The sequence below is a fragment of the Arthrobacter sp. YD4 genome (genome assembly GCF_030410515.1).
Classification (GTDB): Bacteria; Actinomycetota; Actinomycetes; order Actinomycetales; family Micrococcaceae; genus Arthrobacter.
In genome coordinates, this window is sequence record NZ_JAUHHD010000003.1 from 359885 (window position 1) to 380868 (window position 20984).

A 20984-nucleotide genomic window follows, 5' to 3' on the forward strand; every position below is an offset into this window, starting at 1 on the left:
CACACTCAGGAGAATCGCATGAGCACCGAAACGGCCAAGAAGCCCTCCGTCCTGTTCGTCTGCGTCCACAACGCCGGACGCTCCCAGATGGCCGCCGCCTTCCTCACCACCCTGGGCAAGGGCGAGATCGAGGTCCGTTCCGCCGGATCAGCGCCCGCGGACAAGGTCAACCCCTCCGCCGTCGAGGCCATGGCCGAACTCGGCATCGACATGTCGGCCGAGATCCCCAAGGTCCTCACCACCGAGGCCGTCAAGGAATCCGACGTCGTCATCACCATGGGCTGCGGCGACACCTGCCCGATCTTCCCCGGCAAGCGCTACGAGGACTGGGAACTCGCCGACCCGGCCGGCAAGGGCGTGGAGTCGGTCCGGCCTATCCGCGACGAGATCAAGGCCCGTATCGAGGAACTCATCGCATCCCTGAAGGAGGACTGACCATGGCCGTCACCGGATCCCTTCCCGTCGCCATCATCGGCGCCGGTCCGGTAGGACTCGCCGCCGCGGCGCACCTGCTCGAGCGGGGCCTCGAACCCGTGATTTTCGAGGCCGGGGCGGCCCCGGCCGATGCCATCCGGCAGTGGCGACACATTCGGCTGTTCTCGCCGTGGCAGTACAACACCGACCCGGCGACCGTGCGGTTGCTCGACGCCGCCGGCTGGGAAGCACCGAAGCCGTCGGGTCTGCCCACCGGCGGAGATCTCATCGACCGGTACCTGGAGCCGCTGGCCGCGCTGCCCGCCATCGCCGGGCGCCTGCACACCGGCTCCCGGGTCACCGCCGTCACCCGTGAGGGACTGGACAAGACGCATAGCCGGAACCGCGCCGGTACGCCGTTCCTGCTCCGGATCGAGGAGGCCGGGGGCGGCACCCGCGAGGTGCGGGCCGCCGCCGTCATCGACGCCTCCGGCACCTGGTCCACCCGCAACCCGCTCGGCACCTCCGGCCTGCCGGCCCGCGGCGAGTCGGCCGCCACCGCCCGGATCACCCCGGCGCTGCCGGACGTGCGGGGCCGCGACCGTGAAATCTTCGCCGGCCGCACCGCCGTCGTGGTCGGTTCCGGGCACTCCGCCGCCAACACCCTGATCCACCTCGCCGACCTGGCGGCCCAGGAGCCCGGCACCCGGATCCTCTGGGCCATCCGCGGCGCCTCCGCCGCCAAAGTCTACGGCGGCGGAGACGCCGACGGCCTCGCTGCCAGGGGCCTGCTCGGCAGCCGGCTCCGCGGCCTCGTCCAGGACGGGACCGTGCAGCTGCAGGCGCGGTTCGGCATCGCCGCCGTCTCCCTGAACGGCACCCAGGTCACACTCACGGCCACCGACGGGCGCACGCTCAGCGCCGACGTCGTGGTCCCCGCGACCGGCTTCCGCCCGGACCTGGACGTGCTGCGGGAACTCCGGCTGGACCTTGACCCGGGCGTGGAGGCGCCGCGGCAGCTCGCGCCGCTGATCGACCCGGAGTTCCACTCCTGCGGCACCGTGGAACCGCACGGGGCGCGGATGCTGGCGCACCCGGAGGAAGACTTCTACATCGTGGGCATGAAGTCCTATGGCCGCGCCCCGACCTTCCTGCTCGCCACCGGCTACGAACAGGTCCGTTCCGTGGCCGCGGCGCTGGCCGGCGACCGGGAGGGGGCGGACACCGTCCACCTGGAGCTGCCGGAGACCGGGGTTTGCTCCACAGACGTCGGCAGCAGCTGCGATGCGCCCGCCTTAGCCGATGCGCCCGCCACGGCCGGGACGTCGGCGCCAGCCGGGGCAGGCGGCGGCTGCTGCACTGCACCGGAGCCCGTCCTCCTCGGTTTTCCCACGGGATTGCTGCACGGGCGCAGCGGCGAAGCGGACGCCGGATGAGCGCCGGGGCGGGCCTCCGGATCAGGGATCTGACTGCCGCGGATTGGCCCGCCGTCCGGGCGGTCTGGGCCGAAGGCATCGCCACCGGCCACGCGACCTTTGAGGCGGAGCCGCCGTCCTGGGAGAGCTTCGACGCCGGACGCCGTCCGGACGTCCGCCTGGTGCTGGAGGACGACGGCGCCGTGCTCGGCTGGGCAGCCGTCTCGCCGGTGTCCTCACGCCCCGTCTACCGCGGCGTGGTGGAACACTCGCTCTACCTCGCCGCCGCCGCGCGGGGCCGCGGCCACGGTGCCCGGCTCCTCGCGGAGCTCATCGGCCGCTGCCGGGAGGCCGGCATCTGGACCATCCAGTCGACCATCTTCCCGGAGAACACCGCCTCCCTGGCCCTGCACGAACGCCTGGGCTTCACCGTGGTGGGAACCCGGCGCCGGATTGGCCTGATGTCCTATGGGCCGCTCGCCGGGCAGTGGCGGGACACCGTCCTGATGGAGTACCGCAGCCCGGACCACTAGCCGGACACGGGGCCCACGGCCGGTGCGGAAGAATGGGACGGTGAGCGAGGCCGGTGACTTCATAGACGCGACACTGCAGCGTGAGAGTTCCTGGCAGCGCGCCGAGGCCGGGCAGGACCGCTTCGGGCCCGGGCTCTCGGTCTACGGCGCCTCCGTTGGCGCCGTCCGGGGCACCGTCCGCGACGCGCTCCGCCGGCACCGGCAACTGGACCGGGACGGTCTCACCGCGCTCAGTTCGGAACTGTGGGCCGTGCCCGTGTTCGAGCGCCGCCTGGCCGCCGTCGTGCTCCTACAGTCGGCCCTGCGGCACCTGGACAACTCGGACCTGACCCGGATCGAGGGCTTCCTCCGCGGCGCGCACCTGCCCGACCTCGCGGACCCGCTGGCGGTGGACGTGGTGGGGCCGCTCATCGCCGGGCTGGGCGGGCAGGCCCGGGCCCGCGCCGAGGCCGTCCTGGACCGGTGGCTGGGCGATCCCGACCCCTGGCTTCGCCGCGCGGCCCTGCTGGCTCCGCTGCGGGAACTCCGAAAGGGCGCCGGGGACTGGGCGCGGTTCCGGCGCCGGGCGGTTCTGGCCCTGGCCAACGGCACTGCGGACGGCACGGCGGACGGCGGCCGGGACGGCAGGGCGGCGGAGATCGTGAGGGCCGCCGTCGAGCGCGTCGAACGGGAAGCGGGCGGAGAAGCCTAGTTATATCTGGTGCGCGAAGCGGCGGGACTCAGGCGGGGCGGCGCTCGACGACGGCGTAGGCCTTGCCGTCCAGGAACTCCCAGTCCGTCACCACCATGAAGCCCAGCGCGTCCACCCTGTCGTTCAGCACGTGCAGGTCGAAGCCGCCGTCGCGCGGCTCGGCATCCCAAGTGGCGACGTGGATCTCCTTCCCCTCGAGAACCAGCAGCTCGGTGTTCACGTCGAAGTCTTCCTGCGGCTGATCACTCAGCTGGCAGATCGCGACACAATGGGGATTCATCGGATCCTCCGCTCGGGACATGGTGGGATCATCGTAGCCCCGCCGGGACGCCTCTGCCGTTACCTTAATGTGACATTCGGGAGGATGGCCGTTACCGTGGAAGGGTGCCCGTTGGTTTCCGAGACGGGCACCCCCGGACCGATTGCCTAACTCTGCCGCGGTCCAGGGCATCCTCGCAACCAGCTGGCAGAGACGGGGAAACCAATCGCGACCTGCCCACGGGCGGGTCTTGGGGTGAAGCCGCGCAGTGTCCGCCCAGACGGACCCGCGGCCGGGTGTCTCCCATCCGAATCCGACAGCTCACCTCGCAGGCTTTGGGAGAGGTACATCATGACTTCACGCTCTACTGACGCGCGCCCCGGCACCACCGCAACCACCGGTCGGGGTGCCGCCTTCGCCGCGGCGACCGGCACAGTGGGCCGGCAGGCCGCCGTCGTCCTCGCCGCCTCCGGCCTGGTCCTGACCAGCGGAATGGCGGCCAACGCCGCCGGCAACGTCCCCGCCGAACGGGAATCCGCACCCGTCTCGCACGCCGACGTCGCCGGCAAGGTTACCGCCCCGGTGACCGCCGACTCCGCCGTGCAGATCAGCTTCGACCGCCCGGCCGTGGCCACCACCCCTGCGCCCGTCGTCGAGGCCCCGGCTCCGGCACCTGCCGCCGCGCCCGCCGTTGCCAAGGCCCCCGTGGCCCAGGCCCCGGCCGCCCCGGTGGCGAAGGTGACCGTCCAGGCCGCCGCCCCGGCTCCGGCTCCGGCCGCCGCCCCCGCCGGTGGCGTCAACGCCGCCATGCTTTCCGCCGCGTACAGCCAGATCGGCATCACGCAGGATTGCACCGCCATGGTGGAGAAGGCGCTCGGCGCCGCAGGCATCCCGGTGGGCGACCTCGGCCCGCAGCAGTTCCTCAACTACGGCAAGGTCGTCTCCGACCCGCAGCCGGGCGACATGATCGTCCAGTCCGGCCACGTCGCCATCTACGCCGGCAACGGCCAGGCGATCAGCGGCGGCATGAACGGCTCCAACCAGACGATCGTCCACCCGCTGTCCTGGCTGACCGCCACCGGCGGCGTGACCTTCGTCCGCGCCGGGGCCTAGCCCGCGCGTTCAGCAGCAACGTTCAGTAGTACCGGGCCGGCGCCCGGCAGCCCCTCACGGCTGCCGGGCGCCGGTTTCGTTGTCTGAGGTTTTGTCGTCTGCGCTCTGGTCCGTCGCGTCGGGATTCGCCGCGTACCGCAGGAGGACCACGCCATTGCCGAACGTCCGGGTCTCCAGTAGCGTCAGGTCGGTTGGCGCGGCGGCGGCCTTGAACAGCGGCGTTCCCCGGCCCACCAGCACGGGGTGGACGTAGATCCAGTACTCGTCGATCAGCCCGAGCCGGCGGAAGGAATCGGCCAGCTCCGCCCCGCCCAGGGCCAGGTCGCCGCCGGGGGCGGCCTTGAGCGCCCGCACCTGCCCGGCGTCGACGTCGCGCACCACCGTGGTGTTCCAGCCGGCCTTCGGCAGGGTGCGGGAGTAGACGTACTTGGGCATCTCCCGCCAGATGGCGGCGAAGTCCGCGACGGCGGGCGGGCAGTCCGGGTCCTGGTCCGCCGTGGGCCAGAACCCGGCCATCAGCTCGTAGGTGATCCGGCCGTCGAGGAAAGCGCCCATGGTGCGCAACTGGTCGTTGAAGTGCTCGTGCAGTTTGGCATCAACCCGGTGCCAGCTGAGGTCCGCGTGCGGGCCCTCCATGAAGCCGTCGAGGGAGACCTGGAAGGACAGGATGATCTTCCGCAAGGATCCGCCCTATCCGCCGGGCTTCGCGTAGCCCGCGGCGCTGACGAATTCGATCCCCACGAACGGATCCCCGCCCTCGACCCACGCGTCGTGCCCCGGCGGGATGGTGTAGGAGTGGCCGCCGGCGATTTCCGCCCGGTTGCCGTCGGTGGTCTCGACGGTGAGTCTGCCGGAAACACAGAAGCCGACGTGGCTTAGCTGGCACATTTCGGTGTGGACCACCGGTTTGATGCAGTCGGACCAGCGCCAGCCCGGCTGGAACGTGAAACGGCCGATTGTGTAGTCGTCGAGGGTGACAATATCCACCTCGGTCTTGTCCGGGCGGCGTTTTTCGTCCGGCATGTCATGGGACTTCACCTGCAACTGGGAAACAGCGACAGCAGGCATCGCTCTGCCTCTTTCCTTAGGGAATGGTAACTACGGACAAGGCCTACGATCCTCGCTTGCGCAGGGGTTGTCGATACGGTTTTCCTAGAAGCCGGAGGAGCTTCCGGAGCCGGAAAAGCTGCCCCCGCCGACGCCGTACCCCGTGGTGCCGCCCCGGGCCGAATTGATGCTGGTCACCCCGGTGGTGAAGCCGGAGGAGAACGCGGGAACGGAGAAGAAATAGGTGGACGGGTAGACCGTGCCAAGGATGCTGGGCTCGTAGCCGGGCCGCTTCCTGCCGCCCGTGCCGGACCGGGCCTCTTCCATCTCCCGGCGCATCAGCCGCGCCTCCCGTTCGGTGCGGGCGAAACCCTCGATCACGGTCTCCGCGTGCCGGTTCAGCAGTTCGGTCAGTTCCGTGCGGGCGTCCCGGAGCCGGTCCAGCGCATCCTCCGGGCCGAGGGTGCCGCCCGCGAGATCCGCGGTCCAGCCCTCCATGTCGCCCTGGTTGCGGTCGCGGAAGGACCGCAGCGCGGCGGCGGTCGCCGAGTCGCCCGCGCCGTGGCTCTTGCGGAGGAGGTCCTCGATGCCGGCCAGGTCCCGCCGAAAGGGAGCGAGCTGGCGGTCCCATGCGGTGGGCCAGAGCGGGCTCCGGTTCAGCAGCGCGTTCGCGTCGGAGATGACGTCATCCAGGGCGTCCAGTTCCGCGGCCGCGTCCGCGAACTGCCGGGCCAGCGCCAGGGACGAGCGTTTCCCTTGCTGCCGTCGGGTGAGGGCGTGGACCCGGTTGGAGAGCGCCGTCGCTGCATCGTACCGGCCGAGGAAACTGCGGTGCTTTTCCAGCACCGTGCCGCCGTAGCGGGAGGCGGCGGGGATGGTGCCGGCATTGAGTTCGGTGACCGGCAGGTCCATGCTCACCCGGGCGTAGGCGGCATCTCCCTTTGCGGTCTCCCGGCGGCACCCCACCCGGGTGCGCCAGCGGACCAGGAGCCAGGCGGCGGCCCCGGCGGCGGCGAGTCCCGCGCCGATCCACAGGGAAATGAGGAACGCGGCGCTGCGGTACCAGGGCTGGTTGATCAGTTCCGCGCCGCGGCGGATGCCGGCGATGGTCCCGTCCGTCCACTGCGCGTCGCGGAGCAGGTCCTTGGACGCGTCCTGGATGTCCGTCCGTGCCCCGGGGGAGACCTTCCGGTCCTCACCCATTTAGGTGCCGACGTGGCGGCCCACCGGGTCCAGCGCGAAAATGAACAGCCCGTCCGCCCACTTCTGACCGTCGGGACTGATCCAGTCCGGGTGCTCCGCCCGGGCGTAGCGCAACACCTCCTCATTCAGGTTGTCCGAGGCCGTGCCGTTGTACGTGTAGACCGCGACCTTGGTGGGCTGGTAGAACTCGATCCGCCGGACCGCCGGCAGGAGCGTGGCGAGGTCCAGGACGCCCGCCCGGTCTACGACGACGACGTCGGTGGGCGTGGTGCCGGTGTGGACTAGGTATGTGCGGACTTCTCCCGTGCGGACTACTCCTGCGGGGACGGCGGCGGTGGTGGTGCCCGTGACGATCGCCGCAGCCGATGCCGCGGCCGTCGCTCCGGTCGCGGCGGGTCCCAGGATGAGCGTCAGGGCGAGGGCCGCGGCGAGTGCCAGGAACGCGGCAAACCTGGCGGTAAAGGTCCCCATCGGTCCCACCATCTGCAGAAGGCGTGTTGTCCCAGACTCGCAGCGGACCGGCCGGGCCGAAAGGGTCCAAAGACACCATGACCGGTGCGGGTTGTCCTCGCATACTGTCGGCATGAGCCAGCCGAAGCCGGACCGGGTCCTCGTGGGCATCGCCGCGGCCATCGTGCTGCTGATCGTCGCGGCCCTGGTGGCCGTGCTGCTGCGCGGACAGCCGCGTCCGCTGGACCCGGGCACTCCCTCCGGCGTGGTCCAGCAATACAGCAAGGCCGTGGTGGAGGGCGACCTGACGGCGGCGCAGGGCTACTTGACCGAGAACGCCAAGTCCCGGTGCACGGGCTACTTCGGGACGGTTCAGGCGGCCCGGGTGGTGCTGGTGGGCTCCACCGAGCGGGGGCCCACCGCCACCGTGCGGGTCTCCATCGTCCACCCCGCCGGGGAAGGCCCCTTCGGTCCCTCCGAATTCACCGAGGACGGGGTATTCGTGCTGGTGCGCTCCGGCACGGGCTGGTCCATCGACGACCTTCCCTACAGTCTGCAGGCCTGCACCGGCGGGACACCGGTCAAATGACCACAACGCCGGTCCGGGTTCCCGCCGGAAGTACCGCCCAGGCCAAGGTCCGCCGGCTGGTGGTGTACGTGCTGCTGGCGGCCCTGGTGGTGATCGCCGCCAACGGGGCCGGCGGCCTGCTGGAACGCGCACTGACCGCCGGGCAGGTCCTGGCCGGTGAAGGGGTCGCCGGGCTGGCGCTGTCCCTGGCGTTCGCACTCGTGGGTGGGCCGCTGGCGGCGCTGCTTTGGTGGCTGGTGTGGCGCCGCCTGGGTGCGGAGGCCGAACGTGCGGCGCCGTCGTGGGGTCTCTATGTCAGCGCCCTCTATACGCTGTCGCTGCTGATCTCCACCACCTCCCTCCTGGCCGCGGCGTCGTCGCTGGTCACGGAGCCCCAGCCGCAGTGGCGCCCGCCCCTCGCGGTGGGGGTCACCTGGTTCCTGGTGTGGGTGTGGCACCGGTGGATGTGGCGGCACCCGGCCAAGGGGCCCCTGGCACTCGCGCAGGTACCGGGGGTCATCGGAACGACGGCGGGGCTGGCGATCGGGGCGGGCGCGGCGGTGGCGGCCCTCTCCGGGCTGTTCGACGTCGCCCTGCGCGGCTCTATGGAACTGACCGGCGCCGCGGACCCATGGTGGCGGGCCGTCCTGGGGAACACGGTGTGGGCCGCCGGGGGCGCGCTGGTGTGGTGGTGGCACTGGTTCCGCGGCGGGGCCCACAGGCTCAGGGGCGGCTTCGCCGACGTGGCCCTGCTGCTGGCGGGCGTCCTCGCCGCCGGATTGCTGGCGCTCGGGGGTGCCGGGACGGTGCTGTTCGTGCTGCTGCGGCTCGCGTTCGACCGCACCGAGACGCTGACCGGCTTGCTGTCTCCCCTCGGCGCAGCGCTCGCCGCCGCCGCCGTCGGCGCCCTTGTCTGGCGGTACCACCGGGCGGCGGCACGCGGCCGTTCGCTTCGGGTCAGGCAGGCCGGGACCCTGATCACGTCGGGGGTGGCGCTGGCGGCCGCCGCATCAGGGATCGGCGTGGTGCTCAACGCCGCGCTCTCCCTGGCGGTGTCCCCGTTGGCGGAGACGCCACCGGGCGAGGGACCCGGCGGCGGGAGTGCCCTGACCCTGCTGCTGGGCGGGATCAGTTCGCTCGCCGTGGGCGGCCTGGTCTGGTGGCGCACCTGGCGGCCCCGGGAGCAACACGGAACACAGGGCGTCACGCCCGGCCGGCGGGTCTACCTGGTGACCGTCTTCGGGCTCAGTGCGGCGGTGGCGCTGGTGGCCCTGCTGGTCATTGGCTACCGGCTCTTCGAACTGGCGCTCGCGGACATCACCGGCGGCAGCGTGGTGGACAGGATCCGCGCCCCGCTGGGCTGGCTGGTGGCAGCGGGGCTGGCCTCCGGCTACCACTTCTCCGTCTGGCGGCAGGCCAGGACCCTCAAGGACTCCGAGGCACCAGCGGCCCGTCCCCGCATCGGGAGAATCATCCTGGTCACCGCCGCGGACCCCGAACCGCTCCGCCGGATTCTCGAGGAACAGACCGGGGCGCCGGTCACCGTGTGGCGCCGGGCCGGCGTCATCCCGTCCGGTGTCGCCCCTGATGCTGCCCCGACCGGTGCGGTGCTGCCCGCCGTCGCCGACGTTGCCGCCCCGCCGACGCTCGCCGGCGCGCTCGCCGGGATCAGCGCGCCGCGGGTGCTGGTCATCGCCGACACCCCGGACTCCGCCCAGGTCATCGCCCTCCGCGACTGACGGCGTCGGACGCCTACCGGGTATCGTCCCCGGGCGGCTGGCCAAACGTCCCCGCGGCCCGGGACCCGGCCACCGCACTTGCCCCGATCGTGACCAACGCGCCCAGCAGCAGGGCCGCGTCTTCGCCCGGAAGCAGGACATTCAGCTGGGCGCCGATGCTGGCCGCCGCCACCGGGATGCCCAGCTGCGCCGCGGACATGACTCCCAGCGGCAGCGGCAGGCCCACCGCCCTGAGACCGGCGTGCAGCGCGACGGTCCCCAGCCCCAACGCCAGTCCGAGAGCCACCATCTCCGGCCGGCCGGCCAGGTCGCGCAGGTTCAGGGTGGCACCCAGCCAGACGAAGAACACCGGCCCCAGGAACCCGTCGCTGACGGCGAACAGCTGGCGGGCCAAGCGCCGTGGTTCCCCGACGGCCGCGACCACCAGCCCGAAGGAGAAGCCCGCCAGCATCACCGACACCCGGCCCAGGTTCGCGATGCCGGCCAGGGCGAAGAGCAGCGCCAGCTGGATCCGTAGTTCCAGGGCGAACTTCCGCTGCTCGGAGAGCCGGTGTACGCGCTGGCGGGTGCCCCTGCGCTCCAAGGCGCGCAGGCCGAAGAAGAGGACGACGGCGGCCGCGGCCACGGCGAGAGCCCCCAACGCGCCGCGGGCCGCGTTCGGCGGGTCCAGTGCCAGCGGCAACGCGACGATGCAGGCGATGTCGGCGATGGCCACCTGCGCCATCATGGCAACGACGTGCGGCCCGCTCAGGCGCAGCGAGTCCACGATCGGCAGCACCAGGGCGGCGGAGGAGGACGCCAGCAGCACCACGTAGAGCGGGGCGTGTCCGGTGCCGAAGAGCAGCCCCAGGCCGGTGCCTGCTGCCGCTGCGGCCGCGGCGGCCAGCACCGCCCGTCCCGCCCCGCGCCCCAGGGCCGGCCGGATCACCGGGTCCCGGACCGGGACGTGGGTACCAGCGACGAACATCATCAGGGCGAACCCGATATTGGCGAGCAGGCTGAACGTGGGGTCCAGCACCACCGGCAGATGCCAGCGGACCGGCAGGGCCAGCAACGGACCGGCCAGTGCGACGACGGCGATCAGCGCCAGGGTCAGGAAGCTCACGCGGCCCGGTCCTCCCCGGGTCCGGCCCCGCCGGGATATCTCAGCATGGACTGAGAGTAGTCCCGCCGGGCCTTTCGGGTCCCGTTTCCCGCTCCGCCTTCCAGGCTGGGAAATTGCCAGCAATTTCCCAGCCTGCGTGGATAAGGTCCCGGAGGCGGTCCGCTCCGCCGTGTGATCACCAAGGAGGATGCGTGGGCCCCATCAAGAGTCTCTGGGCAATGGTCCAGGGCGACCCTGTCTTCATGCGGCGCGTGAACGGCTGGCTGGCGATCATCTGGATCCTGATGATCCCGATCTCGCTGATGATGGGCTGGCTGGACTCGGTGGTCTACGTCTCGGCCCTCTCGCTCTGGGCACTGGTATCAGGACACTGGTCCGCGTGGCAGGCTGCCCGGGTGGAAGTGGCGCAGATGGAGGACGCCAAGCGCCGCGACAAGGAAGACCTGGTGGCCGAAGTGGTAGAGGCCCTCCTGGCCCGGACCAACGTGGAACCCGCCGGCGCCCCGGCCTGCGACTGTGCGGAGAAGCGCGCGGGGACCAGCCCGGCGAAGCGTGTGGAGACCAGCGCCGCGCCGTAAGCGGCTGCATCCACGTTAGGCGGGCCGGTCAGGCCCCTTGAGCCCTGCTGTGGCTGCCTAGTCCGTCGCGGCCGGCAACTCGATCCGCAGCATTGTGCCCTCCGGACCGGTTCCCGCCACCGAAACCGTGCCGCCGGCGGCCATCGCGATCTCGCGCACCAGCGACAGCCCGATCCCGAAGCCGCGTCCGCCGTCGGACCCGGCGGGCCGGGCGGCGTGGACGAACCGGTCAAAGATACGGTCCTGGTCCACCCCGGTGATGCCCGGCCCGGTGTCGGAGACGGTGATGACGGCGGACCCGTCCTCCTCCGCGGTTCTAATCAGGACCCGGCCGCCGGACGGGGTGTGCGCCAGCGCGTTGTCCGCCAGGGCCAGCACCGCCCGCCGCAGGGCGTTGGCCTCGATCCGCGCCCGGGGGCGGCCATTGGCCTCGAAGCCGAGCATGATGCCCTTGCCGTCGGCCACCTGCCGCAGGCTCTCCGCGACGGACTCGGCGACGCCGGCCAGCTCCACCGGGGGAGCGCCGGGGTCCGGTGCCGCCGCCGTCGCAGCCAGCAACAGCTCGTTCACGATCCCGGTCAGTGTGGCCGTGTCCGCGCGGATCCTGGCCAGGTTGCGCAGCGCCGTCGGATCTCCCTCCGCGTCACGCTGGGCCAGCTGGACGCGGGTATCCAGGATCGCCAGCGGGGTGCGCAGTTCGTGGCTGGCGTCCTGGACGAAGCGGCGCTGCAGCGCCAGGGCCTCGCCGAGGGGACGGATGGCGCTGCGGGCGCTGAGCCACCCCGCCAGTCCGGCCAGGGCGATTCCTGCCACACCGGCGATGATCATGGCCTCGAGGATGTCGCGCGAGTCCACATAGGCGTACGTTGTTCCGGCGCCCGTGGCCGGCAGTTGGGTGGGCTGGGACAGCTTGTGCACCAGATACGCGGTGGCCACCGCCAGGAGCGCCAGCACCAGCACGGCACTGACGGCGCTGATCCGTACGGCCACCTTCAGCGCCGCCCGGCGCAGCGTGATCTCGTCCGGGCTCGGCCCGGCCGCCGTTGCCTTACTCATGGACACCCGCCCGTGGAAACCTGCTCATCAACCTGCTCATTCGGGGTCGCCGATCTGGTAGCCGAGCCCGTGGACGGTGCGGACCACTGACTTGGAGATCTTCCGGCGGAGGTGGTGGACATAGGTGTCGATCACACCCGGCTGGTCCGTCGGGGAAAAGTACCGGGACAACAGCTCGTCCCGGGTGAACACGCGGCCGGGTTCGGTGGCGAGGGCGGCCAGCAGTTCGGCCTCCTTGGCGGTGAGGGTGACGGTCTGGCCGTAGAGGGAGCGGACCAGGCGCGCCCCGGGATCCAGCTCCCAGCCGCCGATGGCGACGGTGGCCGGCGGCGGCGCGAACGTGCGGGTGAGGGCCCGGAGCCGGGCGGCGAGTTCGCGGGCGTCGAAGGGTTTGGTGACGTAGTCGTTGGCGCCGGCGTCCAGGCCACGGACCTTCTCGTCCGGGTCCCCGAGCGCCGTCAGGATCAGGATCGGCGTCGCGATGCCCTTGGCGCGCAGCGCACCGATCAGGCCGATGCCGTCCAGGCCCGGGAGGCCGCGGTCAATCACCATCACGTCCCAGGACCCGGTCAGCCCGCGGTGCAGGCCCTCCTGCCCGCTGGCGGCAAGGACCACCCGGTAATCGGGCTCCAGGAGTTCGGCGATCAGCGGGCCGAGGACGGGATCGTCCTCGACCAGCAGCAGGGCGGGCAGCGGCATGGGGCTAGTCTTCCACCGCCGCGGTGCGCACCCCGTCCCCGGACGCGCGATCCCGGGATCCGCCGTCGTCCGCGCCATCACTCGTCGCACCGTCGTCCGCGGGCGCACCGGAAGAGTCTGTGCCCGAGGAACCACGGGAGCCGCCGCGGCGCCGCCGGAGCAGCTGGACCAGCCAGGGCAGCACCGAGACCAGGACCATGGCGATGGCGATGATGTCAATGTTGTTCGCGATGATCGCGTAGTGGCCCAGCCAGGTGCCCAGCAGCGTCACCGAGGTGGCCCAGCCGAGGGCCCCGACGATGTTCCAGAGGGTGAAGGAGCGGTAGCCGTAGCGGCCGATCCCGGCGGTCAGCGGCGCAAAGGTGCGGACCATGGGGACGAAGCGGGCCAGGACGACGGCGGCGCCCCCGTGCCGGCGGAAGAAGACCTCGGTGGCGGTGAGGCGGGCGGTCTTGAGGATCCGGGCGTCGTCCTTGAACCAGCGGCGCCCGAAGGTCCGGCCGAGGAAGTAGCCCACCTGGTCGCCGGCTATCGCGGCGGCCGTGATCACCCCGATCAGCACCGGCAGGCCCAACTGCAGCTCCCGGTGCAGCAGCCCGGCGGTGAACAGCAGCGAATCGCCCGGCAGGAACGGGAACAGCACTCCCGACTCAATGAACACCATGACGGCGATGACGCCGAGGGCCGCCGGTCCCAACCCGGACAGCAGGGATGCGGGGTCCAGCAGGGAGGGGGCGCCGGCGACGAGGCCGGAGGCCAGGGTGGTGGCGTGGACGATGCTGTGCACGGGCGGGGTCCTTTAGCGTCGGGGAGAGCGGAGGGCGGCGGGGATCCGTTCCGCCAGGGCCGGGCCGAACCGGTTCCAGAGGCCGGTGACCACCAGGACGGCGGCGCTGGCGGCCAGGAACGAGGCGGTGACGTCGGTGGGGTAATGCACGCCGACGTAGAGCCGGGACCAGGCCACGATCACGGCCACCACGGCGCCGAGGACGGCGACCGGCCGGGCCCAGCGGGTGCCGCGGACCAGGAAGAACAGGGCGAACGCCAGCGCGACGGCAAAGGACACGTGCCCGCTGGGGAAGCTGTTGGAGCCGGTCTCGGGGGAGAGCGGGTCCACCAGCAGGCCCTGGTCCGGGCGCTGCCGGGCGATCAGGAGCTTGAACGCCTCGCTGGCCACCCAGCCGGAGCAGGCCGTCAGCCCGAAGGCCACCGCCTTGACCAGGTCGCCCCGGACCAGCCAGATCACCAGCGCGATGACGGCGACGACGGCAAGTCCCACCACGGGGCCGAAGACCAGGTTGATGGCCATGGCGACGGCGGTCAGCACGGCGATGTGGTGCTGGCTGAGGTTCTGGTCGATGCCCAGCTCGGCCGCGGTGTCGCCGGGCAGCAGCTTCACCGCGACACCGAGGGCGATCACGACGGCGGAGAGCAGTACCGCCAGCAGCAGCCAGTGGCGTTGCCGGGGCAGCGGCCAGAACCGGCCGGCGGCCGTGCCGGATGGACCGGTGCCGGCCAAACCTGTGCCGGAAGAACCGTGGCGCTCGGCTGATCGATCGAGTGGGGCGGGTCCTGTCATGGAATCCTCCGTGTCGGGGGCGCTGGCGCGCGGTGGCGCGCCTCTTCCAGTGTCCCCGGCACCGGTTAAGAATCGCTTAAGAATCCTCAGTGGTGGAAGGCCGGGCTCTGCCCCTGGGAGGGCATCGGCGCATCGAGGGAGTCCAGGTACTCGACCTCCTTCTTCAGGTCGGCCAGGAAGCTCGCCGCGAGGTCCTTCGTGAAGCCGTTACGTACCACCACGCGCTGCACCGTGATGTCGCCGAGGCCGTCCGGGAGCGGGTAGGCGGGAACAATCCAGCCGCTCATCCGCAGCCGCTCCGACAGGTGGTGGAGGTTCCAGTTGCGTGTGTGGCCGTCGGCCAGTTGCCATGCGAAGACCGGGATGTCCGAGCCGTCGCTCCACAGGGTGAACGCCTCCATGGCGCCGATCTCCGCGGAGAGGTAGGTGGCCACGTCGCGGCAGGCGGACTGGACGGAGGCGTAGCCCTCGAAGCCGAGGCGGAGGAAGAGGTAGTACTGAAGGAGCACCTGGGCGCCGGGGCGGGAAAAGTTCAGCGCGAACGTGGGCATGTCCCCGCCGAGGTAGCTGACGTGGAATACCAGCTCCTCCGGCAGGGCGTCCTTGTCCCGCCAGATCACCCAGCCGAGGCCGGGGTAGACCAGGCCGTACTTGTGGCCGGACGTGTTGATCGAGGCGACCCGGGGGAGCCGGAAGTCCCACACCGTGTCCGGCTGCAGGAACGGGGCGATCATCGCCCCGGAGGCGCCGTCGACGTGGATGGGGACGTCGTGGCCGTGCTTGTCCTCGATGGCGTCCAGGGCGGCGGAGATCCCGGCGATGTCCTCGTAGCGGCCTGTGTATGTGACGCCCATGATGGCCACGACGCCGATGGTGTTCTCATCCACATACTGCTCCAGGTCGGTGCCGTCCAGGACCGGGTGTTCGGCGGAGACGGGGACGTAGCGGGCCTCGACCTCCCAGTAGTTGCAGAACTTCTCCCAGCAGACCTGGACGGCGGAGCTGAGGACCAGATTGGGCTTGTCCGTGGGTTTGCCCGCGGCCCGGCGGGCGTTCTGCCAGCGCCGCTTCAGGGCCAGGCCGCCCAGCATGCAGGCCTCGGAGGAGCCGATGGTGGAGGTCCCGACGGCGGACTCCGGTTCCGGGGCGTTCCAGAGGTCGGCGAGCATCCGCCAGCAGCGGGTCTCGATCAGGGCGGTCTGCGGGTACTCGTCCTTGTCGATCATGTTCTTGTCGAACGTCTCGGCGTAGAGTTTCGCGGCCTCGGTCTCCATCCAGGTGCCCACGAAGGTGGCCAGGTTCAGGCGGGCATTGCCGTCCAGCATCGCCTCGTCATGGACCACCTGGTACGCGGTGGCGGGGAGGGACTCGCCGTCGGGAAGTCGGAACTTGGGAAAGGTGGTGGCCTCGCCCGGCCTGCTGAAGAGCGGGTTGAGCTCCACGTCGGTGTCCGGCTCGTGCTGGGGGGATCGGTGGGACCTGGGCATGGCACTCCTTCGGCAGGGGGAAGCCGCGGCGGGGCCGGGGCCTGCCCCGCCCACGCTACCCGCCGGGCCGGGGCCTTGGAAGGAAACGGCGCCGACACGCCCCGCCGTGCGCCGCCGTCGGCGGCTCAACTGGGAAGATCGGCGCATGAACGCAGAGGTAGCGAACGGCCACGGCGGGCACAATTTCAACAGCCGCGCCCACCACTCCCGGCTCCGGGTACTCGTGATGGTCCTGGTCGGCGCGGTCACCGCTGTCGCCGTCGGGTCCCTGATGTCCTGGGCCTACGCGCCCGCGCTGGGCTGGGCGGCGGCGTCCCTGACCTACCTGATCTGGGTGTGGTCGGTGATCGGCGGCCTGCAGCCGCAGGCGACGGCGGCGCACGCCCGCCGCGAGGACCCCAGCCGCGGCCTGGCCGACGGTCTGGTGCTGGTGGCCACCGTGGCGAGCTTCGGCGGCGTCGCCCTGATCCTGCTCGATGCCTCCAACGCCCAGGGCGGCACCAAGGCGGCCATCATTGCCATGGCCGTGGGCAGCGTGGCGCTGTCCTGGTTCCTGGTGCACACCCTGTACACCCTCCGGTACGCCTCCATCTACTACCGGGACAAGACCGGCGTCGACTTCAACGAGGACAAGCTGCCCCGCTACCTGGACTTCGCGTACCTGGCCTTCACCGTCGGCATGACCTTCCAGGTCTCGGACACGGACCTCAAGACCGACGCCATCCGCACCACCGTCCTGCGACAGGCCCTCCTGTCCTACCTGCTGGGCACGATCGTGCTCGCCACCACCATTAACCTGGTGGCCGGCCTCATCCACTGACCGGCCACCGTGGGTTTCAGGCCCCAGAGCTCAGAAGCCCGGCCTTAGACGCCGGCGTTGTAGACGTCGAGGCCGAACCGGTTCAGGCCCGGGGTCCCGGCGTAGCCGAGGTAGGGCAGCCCGAACGTGTCCTCGATGCTGGCCAGCAGGCTGTAGTGGTTGTACGGGGTGGTGGACCAGGTGCCGCCCTTGCTGAACGGGGAGAGCACCAGGGCGCCCACCCGGCCGCCGCCCATGCCCGTGATGCCGGGAAGGGCCGCGTTCGGCCCGGGGCCCTCGCCGCAGCAGGCGCTGGCGTCGGACTGGGGGCCGTCGGACTCGTCGAAGGTGATGACCAGGACGCCGTCCTGCTTGAACGCCGGCGAGCCGGTGATGACCGGGACCCACTGCTTGAGCCAGGCGTCGGCGCTGGCCAGGCCGCCGGGCTTGCCGTCCACGCAGGGGGAGTCGTGGCCGTCGTGGCAGAGGTTGGGCGTGATCATCGACAGGTTCGGCGTCGTGGCGGTGGAAGCGAGGTCGGTGCTCAGGTTGGAGAGGTCGACGTCGTTCGCGGCGCAGTCGGGTGAACCGGTGATCCCGGCGAAGTAGACGAACGGGTTGTGGCGGGCCGCGTACTGGTCGCCGACCCTAGCCTTCTGGGTGTCGTCGACGGCGCCGAGCGCGGGGTGCCGGCAGGGGGTGCCCATGTCCTCCATGTAGCCCTTCCAGGTCTTCCCGGCATCCTTGAGCTGCCCGGCGACGGTGGGGACGCTGGCGGGGAAGACGCAGCCGTCGCCGACGGCCTGGCCCGGGCTGGCGGTACCGGTGCCCACGAACGGCGAGTAGGTCTGGCAGTCGGACTGCATCTGGGCGTTCGGCCCCTGGCCGGAGATCTGCGCGGCGTAGTTGGGCTGGGAGTTGTGGGCGGTGCCGAAGTACTGGTTCAGCAGCACGCCCTGGCTGCGGAGCGTCTGGGACAGGTACGGGGCGGCCGACGCCGGGCCCCAGGTCTCGTCGTAGCCCTTGTTCTCAAGGTTGATGACAAAGAGGTGCTTGGCCCCGGGCAGGTAGCCGCCGGTCTGGGTCGCGGCGGGGACGGCGGTGCCGGCCTTCTGCGGTGCGGCGGCGGCGCCCGCGGTGGCTGACGCCGAGCCGTAGCCGATGCCCGCGGCGGCGAGGACGAGCGCGGAGGCGGCGGCGAACCGCTTCAGGATCCGTCGCCCGCGGCGGGGTGCGGAGTGCGTGCTGGTGCTGGCGTTGCTGGTGGTGTTGTTCACGGCAGTTTCCATCCGTCGGCGAGGGCTTTCTGTTTCAGTCCGGACCATTCCTCTTCCGGGGGCGGTCCCACCGGGGTGCAGGCGGGGCCGGCCACGAAGGGCGGGACGAGGTACTTGGGGGCGGCGAGGTTGGCGGGGGTGCCGAAGTCCAGGACCTCGGCGATGTTCCGGGCGGCCTGGTCGCGGGGTGTCAGCGCCGGGAGGTTCCAACGCCACTCGATCGCCTTGAGGACCGAGGTGTGGTCGTAGACGTCGTGGGCGACGTAGCGGCGGCGGGCGCGCGGGGAGACCACCAGGGAGGGGACCCGGAAGCCGCGAAGGGCCGTCGTGTCCGCGGTGTCGGGGGCCGTGGCCGGGGCGACGTGGTCGTAGAAGCCGCCCCATTCGTCGTAGTTGACCACCAGCAGGGTGTTGGCCCAGCCCGGGCCGGAGGTGACCGCGTTGTAGACCTCGGCCAGGAAGGTCTCGCCGGAGCGGATGTCCGCGTGTGGGTGGTCGTCCCCGGAGGTCCCGGATCCCTCGTCGGTGAAGCGCGGGTCCACGAAGGACACGGCCGGCAGGGTCCCGGCCGAGCAGTCCGTGAGGAAGTCCGCGTAGGGGTGGGAGATGGGCTGGTACTTGGTGCCCCAGAGCGCCGTGAAGGGGATGTCGCCGTAGTAGTACTTCCCGGCCACGCCCGCGGCGGCCAGCCGGTCCCAGATGGTGGGGAGCGTGGAGGTCACGGTGGAGTTGTGGATCCGATCCGTGGCGGCGGCGTGCTGGTAGAAGCGGTTGGGGTACGTCTCGGCCATGGTCGCGGCGAAGTAGCGGTCGCAGACGGTCCAGTCGGGTCCGGCCTGGCGCCAGAAGTCCAGGTCCGGGGCGTCGTAGTAGCCGACGGCGAATTCGTCGTTTTCACCCGCCCGGAGCCAGCCGTCGTTCTTGCCGTTGTTGAACTGGATCCGGCCGCCCTCGTAGGAGTGGTCCGGGTCCGGGTGGCCACAGCCCTGGAAATCGGTCAGGTGGTAGGTCGAGTGCGGGATGCCGTAGCGGTCCCTGAAGCTCAGCCCGGACTGTGTGCCGTCGGCACCGGGCAGCCAGCCGAGGAAGTGGTCGAAGGAGCGGTTCTCCATCATCACCACGATGATGTGCTCGATGCCGGAGGCGTCGGGCGCGGGCAGGCTCGGGGCGGCGGCGGTGGCGGCACGGACCGTGCCGGTGGTGGCAAGGGCGGTAGCCGCCGTCGCTCCCGCCACTCCGAGAAAACTCCGTCTGGAAAAAGTCACGTGATCATTTCCTTCGTTATCGGGCCGGACATTCTGGCTGCTGTCGTCAGCCGGTCCTGCGCAGGGGTAATCGCTGGAAGCGACGGAAAAGTTACGGTCCCGGGGTCCCCGCCCCGGAGGCAGCCGGATTCCCGACGGTCGCGTCAAAGGCTCCGGCCTGCCACATCCCGCCGGCCCCGGGCAGCGCCGGAAGCGCAGGATGACGCCCAAAAGTAGATCACGGGAAGGTTACGGAACTGCCTGTTTTTCACGTCCGTCCGTGCTTTGTTCACGCGATGTTTGCCTGAACACCGGAACTTCCCCGGCCGGGCAGCGCCGCCCGGGGGCCTGCACTAGCATCGGAGCAACGGCATCCCGCCGCCGGCACACGCCGCCGATCCCTCCGCCGCAGCGCGGGCGGGACACGGCCGAAAACCCCGCAGGAGCACGCATGGACATCACCGACGTCATCCTCAACGACCACCACGACCAGCGCCGCATGTTCGCGATCCTGGAGGAGATGCGCGGTGCAGCCCCCGCTGACCTGGCCGCCGTCTGGGACCGCCTGCAGATCCTGCTGGAAGTGCACGCCAAGGCCGAGGAGGAGCTGTTCTATCCGGAGCTGCTGGCGCTGGGCACGGGCGAGGGCGGCAAGGACTCACCGGAGGACGAGACCACCGACGCCATCCACGACCACAACGAGATCCGTGACGCGATCGCCGACGTCGGGCGGCACGACGCCGGCTCCGACGAGTGGTGGGCCGCCGTCGCGAAGGTGAACGAGGCCAACAGCGAGCACATGGGCGAGGAGGAACGCGAGGGCCTCACGGACTTCCGGCTGAACGCGGACCTGGACCTGCGGCACAAGCTGGCCGTGTCCTTCTATGCCTTCGAGGCGGCCCACGCCGGCGGTATCAAGGCCCGGGACGTGGACCCGGACGAGTACGTGGAGCAGAACGAGCCGGACTCGAAGTAACGGGATTAAAGGGGAACGGCCGGGCCTGACCAGCCCGGCCGTTCCGCTATCGACTTCTACTCGGGGTTTTGGCCGTATTCGGCCGAGATCAGGATGGGAAGGTGGTCGGACGCGCCGCGGGGCAGCGTCTCCACCTTCTCGATCACCAGCCCCTGCGAGGTGGCGAAGTCGAAGTGGCCCTTGAAGACCTTGTAGCGGGTGTAGGTGCGCCGGTCGCTGAGCGAGAGCTCGTAGCCGGCGTCCTTCATCTGCTCCGTCAGGTACTTGGTGAAGAACGGGTAGTTGAAGTCGCCCACCATGAGCGTCATCAGCCCACCGCCCATGCTGAGCAACTCGCCGTGGGCGGCATGGATCTGGTTGCGCCGCAACGAGTTCGACGCCGTCAACGGGGCGGCGTGGAACGAGGCGATGACCAGGGCGTGGTTCGTCTGGTTGTCCACCATCCGCGTGCCGATCAGCCGCTCATGCGCCGGCGCCAGCACCCGGTCGTGCACGGACTTCTTCAGCGAGAAGGTCTTGGTATCGCCGGCGGTGAACCGGTCCGTGCTGTAGTAGATCGCCAGGCCCAGCCGGTTGCCACGCGTGGCGTCGGCCAGTTGCAGGTTTCCAATGCTTTCGGGAAGGTCTTCGGTGTCGCACTCCTGCAGGCACAAGGCGTCCACCTTGTAGTCGCGGGCCAGCGCCTCAAGTTCGCCGCTGGCCTTGTGTTTGCGGAGGTTGTAGCTGATAACTCGGATCAGGGGGAGCACCTC

The 20984-nt window shown here is 70.9% G+C and carries 22 protein-coding genes, 1 pseudogene and 1 riboswitch; of the genes and pseudogenes, 10 read left to right on the forward strand and 13 right to left on the reverse strand.

What is annotated here, in order from left to right:
- Window positions 1-18: 18 nt before the first annotated feature.
- Genes QWJ39_RS10160 through QWJ39_RS10175 form a run of 4 tightly spaced genes read left to right on the forward strand, consistent with a single transcriptional unit; the run spans window position 19 to window position 3053 of the window.
- Complete coding sequence (locus QWJ39_RS10160; RefSeq protein ID WP_290257674.1) at window positions 19-435, forward strand: arsenate reductase ArsC; 417 nt, start codon at window positions 19-21, stop codon at window positions 433-435.
- 2 nt (window positions 436-437) lie between these two features.
- Entirely contained in the window at window positions 438-1850 is a 1413-nt protein-coding gene (locus QWJ39_RS10165) for an FAD-dependent oxidoreductase (RefSeq protein WP_290257675.1), read from the forward strand.
- Window positions 1847-2362, forward strand: a complete 516-nt coding sequence (locus QWJ39_RS10170; RefSeq protein ID WP_290257676.1) for a GNAT family N-acetyltransferase — start codon at window positions 1847-1849, stop codon at window positions 2360-2362. The genes QWJ39_RS10165 and QWJ39_RS10170 overlap by 4 nt, the downstream gene beginning before the upstream one ends.
- Window positions 2363-2402: 40 nt before the next feature.
- Window positions 2403-3053 carry a DNA alkylation repair protein gene (locus tag QWJ39_RS10175; protein ID WP_290257677.1) on the forward strand — a complete coding sequence of 217 codons (651 nt, stop codon included), beginning with the start codon at window positions 2403-2405 and terminating at the stop codon, window positions 3051-3053.
- A gap of 28 nt (window positions 3054-3081) precedes the next feature.
- On the opposite strand, the gene QWJ39_RS10180 is transcribed toward QWJ39_RS10175, so the two are convergent.
- Complete coding sequence (locus QWJ39_RS10180) at window positions 3082-3333, reverse strand: hypothetical protein (protein WP_290257678.1); 252 nt, start codon at window positions 3331-3333, stop codon at window positions 3082-3084.
- Window positions 3334-3466: 133 nt separating this feature from the next.
- A riboswitch (cyclic di-AMP (ydaO/yuaA leader) is annotated at window positions 3467-3661 on the forward strand.
- Window positions 3662-3663: 2 nt separating this feature from the next.
- Between QWJ39_RS10180 and QWJ39_RS10185 the strand changes: the two genes are divergently transcribed.
- On the forward strand, window positions 3664-4425 hold the full coding sequence (locus QWJ39_RS10185) for an NlpC/P60 family protein (protein WP_290257679.1): 762 nt from the start codon (window positions 3664-3666) through the stop codon (window positions 4423-4425).
- Window positions 4426-4479: 54 nt separating this feature from the next.
- Here the strand turns inward: QWJ39_RS10185 and QWJ39_RS10190 are convergent, their stop codons facing one another.
- The 3 genes and pseudogenes from QWJ39_RS10190 to QWJ39_RS10200 form a co-directional block, all read right to left on the reverse strand.
- Window positions 4480-5106 (reverse strand): dihydrofolate reductase family protein, encoded by a 627-nt coding sequence (locus QWJ39_RS10190; protein ID WP_290257680.1) that lies wholly within the window; start codon window positions 5104-5106, stop codon window positions 4480-4482.
- Between the two features lie 9 nt (window positions 5107-5115).
- Entirely contained in the window at window positions 5116-5493 is a 378-nt protein-coding gene (locus tag QWJ39_RS10195; RefSeq protein WP_290257681.1) for a cupin domain-containing protein, read from the reverse strand.
- A gap of 84 nt (window positions 5494-5577) precedes the next feature.
- Window positions 5578-7308 (reverse strand): annotated as a pseudogene (locus QWJ39_RS10200) (DUF5129 domain-containing protein).
- On the opposite strand from QWJ39_RS10200, the gene QWJ39_RS10205 reads away from it, so the two are divergent.
- On the forward strand, window positions 7259-7714 hold the full coding sequence (locus QWJ39_RS10205) for a hypothetical protein (RefSeq protein WP_290257682.1): 456 nt from the start codon (window positions 7259-7261) through the stop codon (window positions 7712-7714). The pseudogene QWJ39_RS10200 and the gene QWJ39_RS10205 sit on opposite strands and share 50 nt — an antisense overlap.
- Window positions 7711-9432 (forward strand): DUF5671 domain-containing protein, encoded by a 1722-nt coding sequence (locus QWJ39_RS10210; RefSeq protein WP_290257683.1) that lies wholly within the window; start codon window positions 7711-7713, stop codon window positions 9430-9432. The genes QWJ39_RS10205 and QWJ39_RS10210 overlap by 4 nt, the downstream gene beginning before the upstream one ends.
- 13 nt (window positions 9433-9445) lie before the next feature.
- On the opposite strand, the gene QWJ39_RS10215 is transcribed toward QWJ39_RS10210, so the two are convergent.
- The gene (locus tag QWJ39_RS10215) at window positions 9446-10537 is read right to left on the reverse strand and encodes a cation:proton antiporter (RefSeq protein ID WP_290257684.1); all 1092 of its coding nucleotides are present in this window, start codon (window positions 10535-10537) and stop codon (window positions 9446-9448) included.
- 191 nt (window positions 10538-10728) lie between these two features.
- Between QWJ39_RS10215 and QWJ39_RS10220 the strand changes: the two genes are divergently transcribed.
- Window positions 10729-11115: a hypothetical protein gene (locus tag QWJ39_RS10220; protein WP_290257685.1), complete on the forward strand. Its 387-nt coding sequence runs from the start codon at window positions 10729-10731 to the stop codon at window positions 11113-11115.
- Window positions 11116-11172: 57 nt separating this feature from the next.
- Here the strand turns inward: QWJ39_RS10220 and QWJ39_RS10225 are convergent, their stop codons facing one another.
- The 5 genes from QWJ39_RS10225 to QWJ39_RS10245 form a co-directional block, all read right to left on the reverse strand.
- Window positions 11173-12171 (reverse strand): HAMP domain-containing sensor histidine kinase, encoded by a 999-nt coding sequence (locus QWJ39_RS10225; protein ID WP_290257686.1) that lies wholly within the window; start codon window positions 12169-12171, stop codon window positions 11173-11175.
- 36 nt (window positions 12172-12207) lie between these two features.
- Window positions 12208-12870, reverse strand: a complete 663-nt coding sequence (locus QWJ39_RS10230; protein ID WP_290257687.1) for a response regulator transcription factor — start codon at window positions 12868-12870, stop codon at window positions 12208-12210.
- Window positions 12871-12874: 4 nt separating this feature from the next.
- The gene (locus QWJ39_RS10235) at window positions 12875-13657 is read right to left on the reverse strand and encodes a VTT domain-containing protein (protein ID WP_290257688.1); all 783 of its coding nucleotides are present in this window, start codon (window positions 13655-13657) and stop codon (window positions 12875-12877) included.
- Between the two features lie 12 nt (window positions 13658-13669).
- Window positions 13670-14449 carry a phosphatase PAP2 family protein gene (locus tag QWJ39_RS10240; RefSeq protein ID WP_290257689.1) on the reverse strand — a complete coding sequence of 260 codons (780 nt, stop codon included), beginning with the start codon at window positions 14447-14449 and terminating at the stop codon, window positions 13670-13672.
- Between the two features lie 86 nt (window positions 14450-14535).
- Window positions 14536-15936: a glutamate decarboxylase gene (locus QWJ39_RS10245; RefSeq protein ID WP_290257690.1), complete on the reverse strand. Its 1401-nt coding sequence runs from the start codon at window positions 15934-15936 to the stop codon at window positions 14536-14538.
- A gap of 145 nt (window positions 15937-16081) precedes the next feature.
- On the opposite strand from QWJ39_RS10245, the gene QWJ39_RS10250 reads away from it, so the two are divergent.
- The gene (locus QWJ39_RS10250; RefSeq protein WP_290257691.1) at window positions 16082-16756 is read left to right on the forward strand and encodes a DUF1345 domain-containing protein; all 675 of its coding nucleotides are present in this window, start codon (window positions 16082-16084) and stop codon (window positions 16754-16756) included.
- Between the two features lie 44 nt (window positions 16757-16800).
- On the opposite strand, the gene QWJ39_RS10255 is transcribed toward QWJ39_RS10250, so the two are convergent.
- Together QWJ39_RS10255 and QWJ39_RS10260 are read right to left on the reverse strand one after the other, a co-directional pair.
- Window positions 16801-18012, reverse strand: coding sequence for an alkaline phosphatase family protein (locus tag QWJ39_RS10255; RefSeq protein WP_290257692.1), 1212 nt, complete (start codon window positions 18010-18012; stop codon window positions 16801-16803).
- Window positions 18009-19277, reverse strand: a complete 1269-nt coding sequence (locus tag QWJ39_RS10260; RefSeq protein WP_290257693.1) for an alkaline phosphatase family protein — start codon at window positions 19275-19277, stop codon at window positions 18009-18011. The genes QWJ39_RS10255 and QWJ39_RS10260 overlap by 4 nt, the downstream gene beginning before the upstream one ends.
- A gap of 430 nt (window positions 19278-19707) precedes the next feature.
- On the opposite strand from QWJ39_RS10260, the gene QWJ39_RS10265 reads away from it, so the two are divergent.
- The gene (locus tag QWJ39_RS10265; protein ID WP_290257694.1) at window positions 19708-20232 is read left to right on the forward strand and encodes a hemerythrin domain-containing protein; all 525 of its coding nucleotides are present in this window, start codon (window positions 19708-19710) and stop codon (window positions 20230-20232) included.
- Window positions 20233-20288: 56 nt separating this feature from the next.
- On the opposite strand, the gene QWJ39_RS10270 is transcribed toward QWJ39_RS10265, so the two are convergent.
- Window positions 20289-20969: an endonuclease/exonuclease/phosphatase family protein gene (locus QWJ39_RS10270; RefSeq protein ID WP_290257888.1), complete on the reverse strand. Its 681-nt coding sequence runs from the start codon at window positions 20967-20969 to the stop codon at window positions 20289-20291.
- Between the last annotated feature and the right edge of the window lie 15 nt (window positions 20970-20984).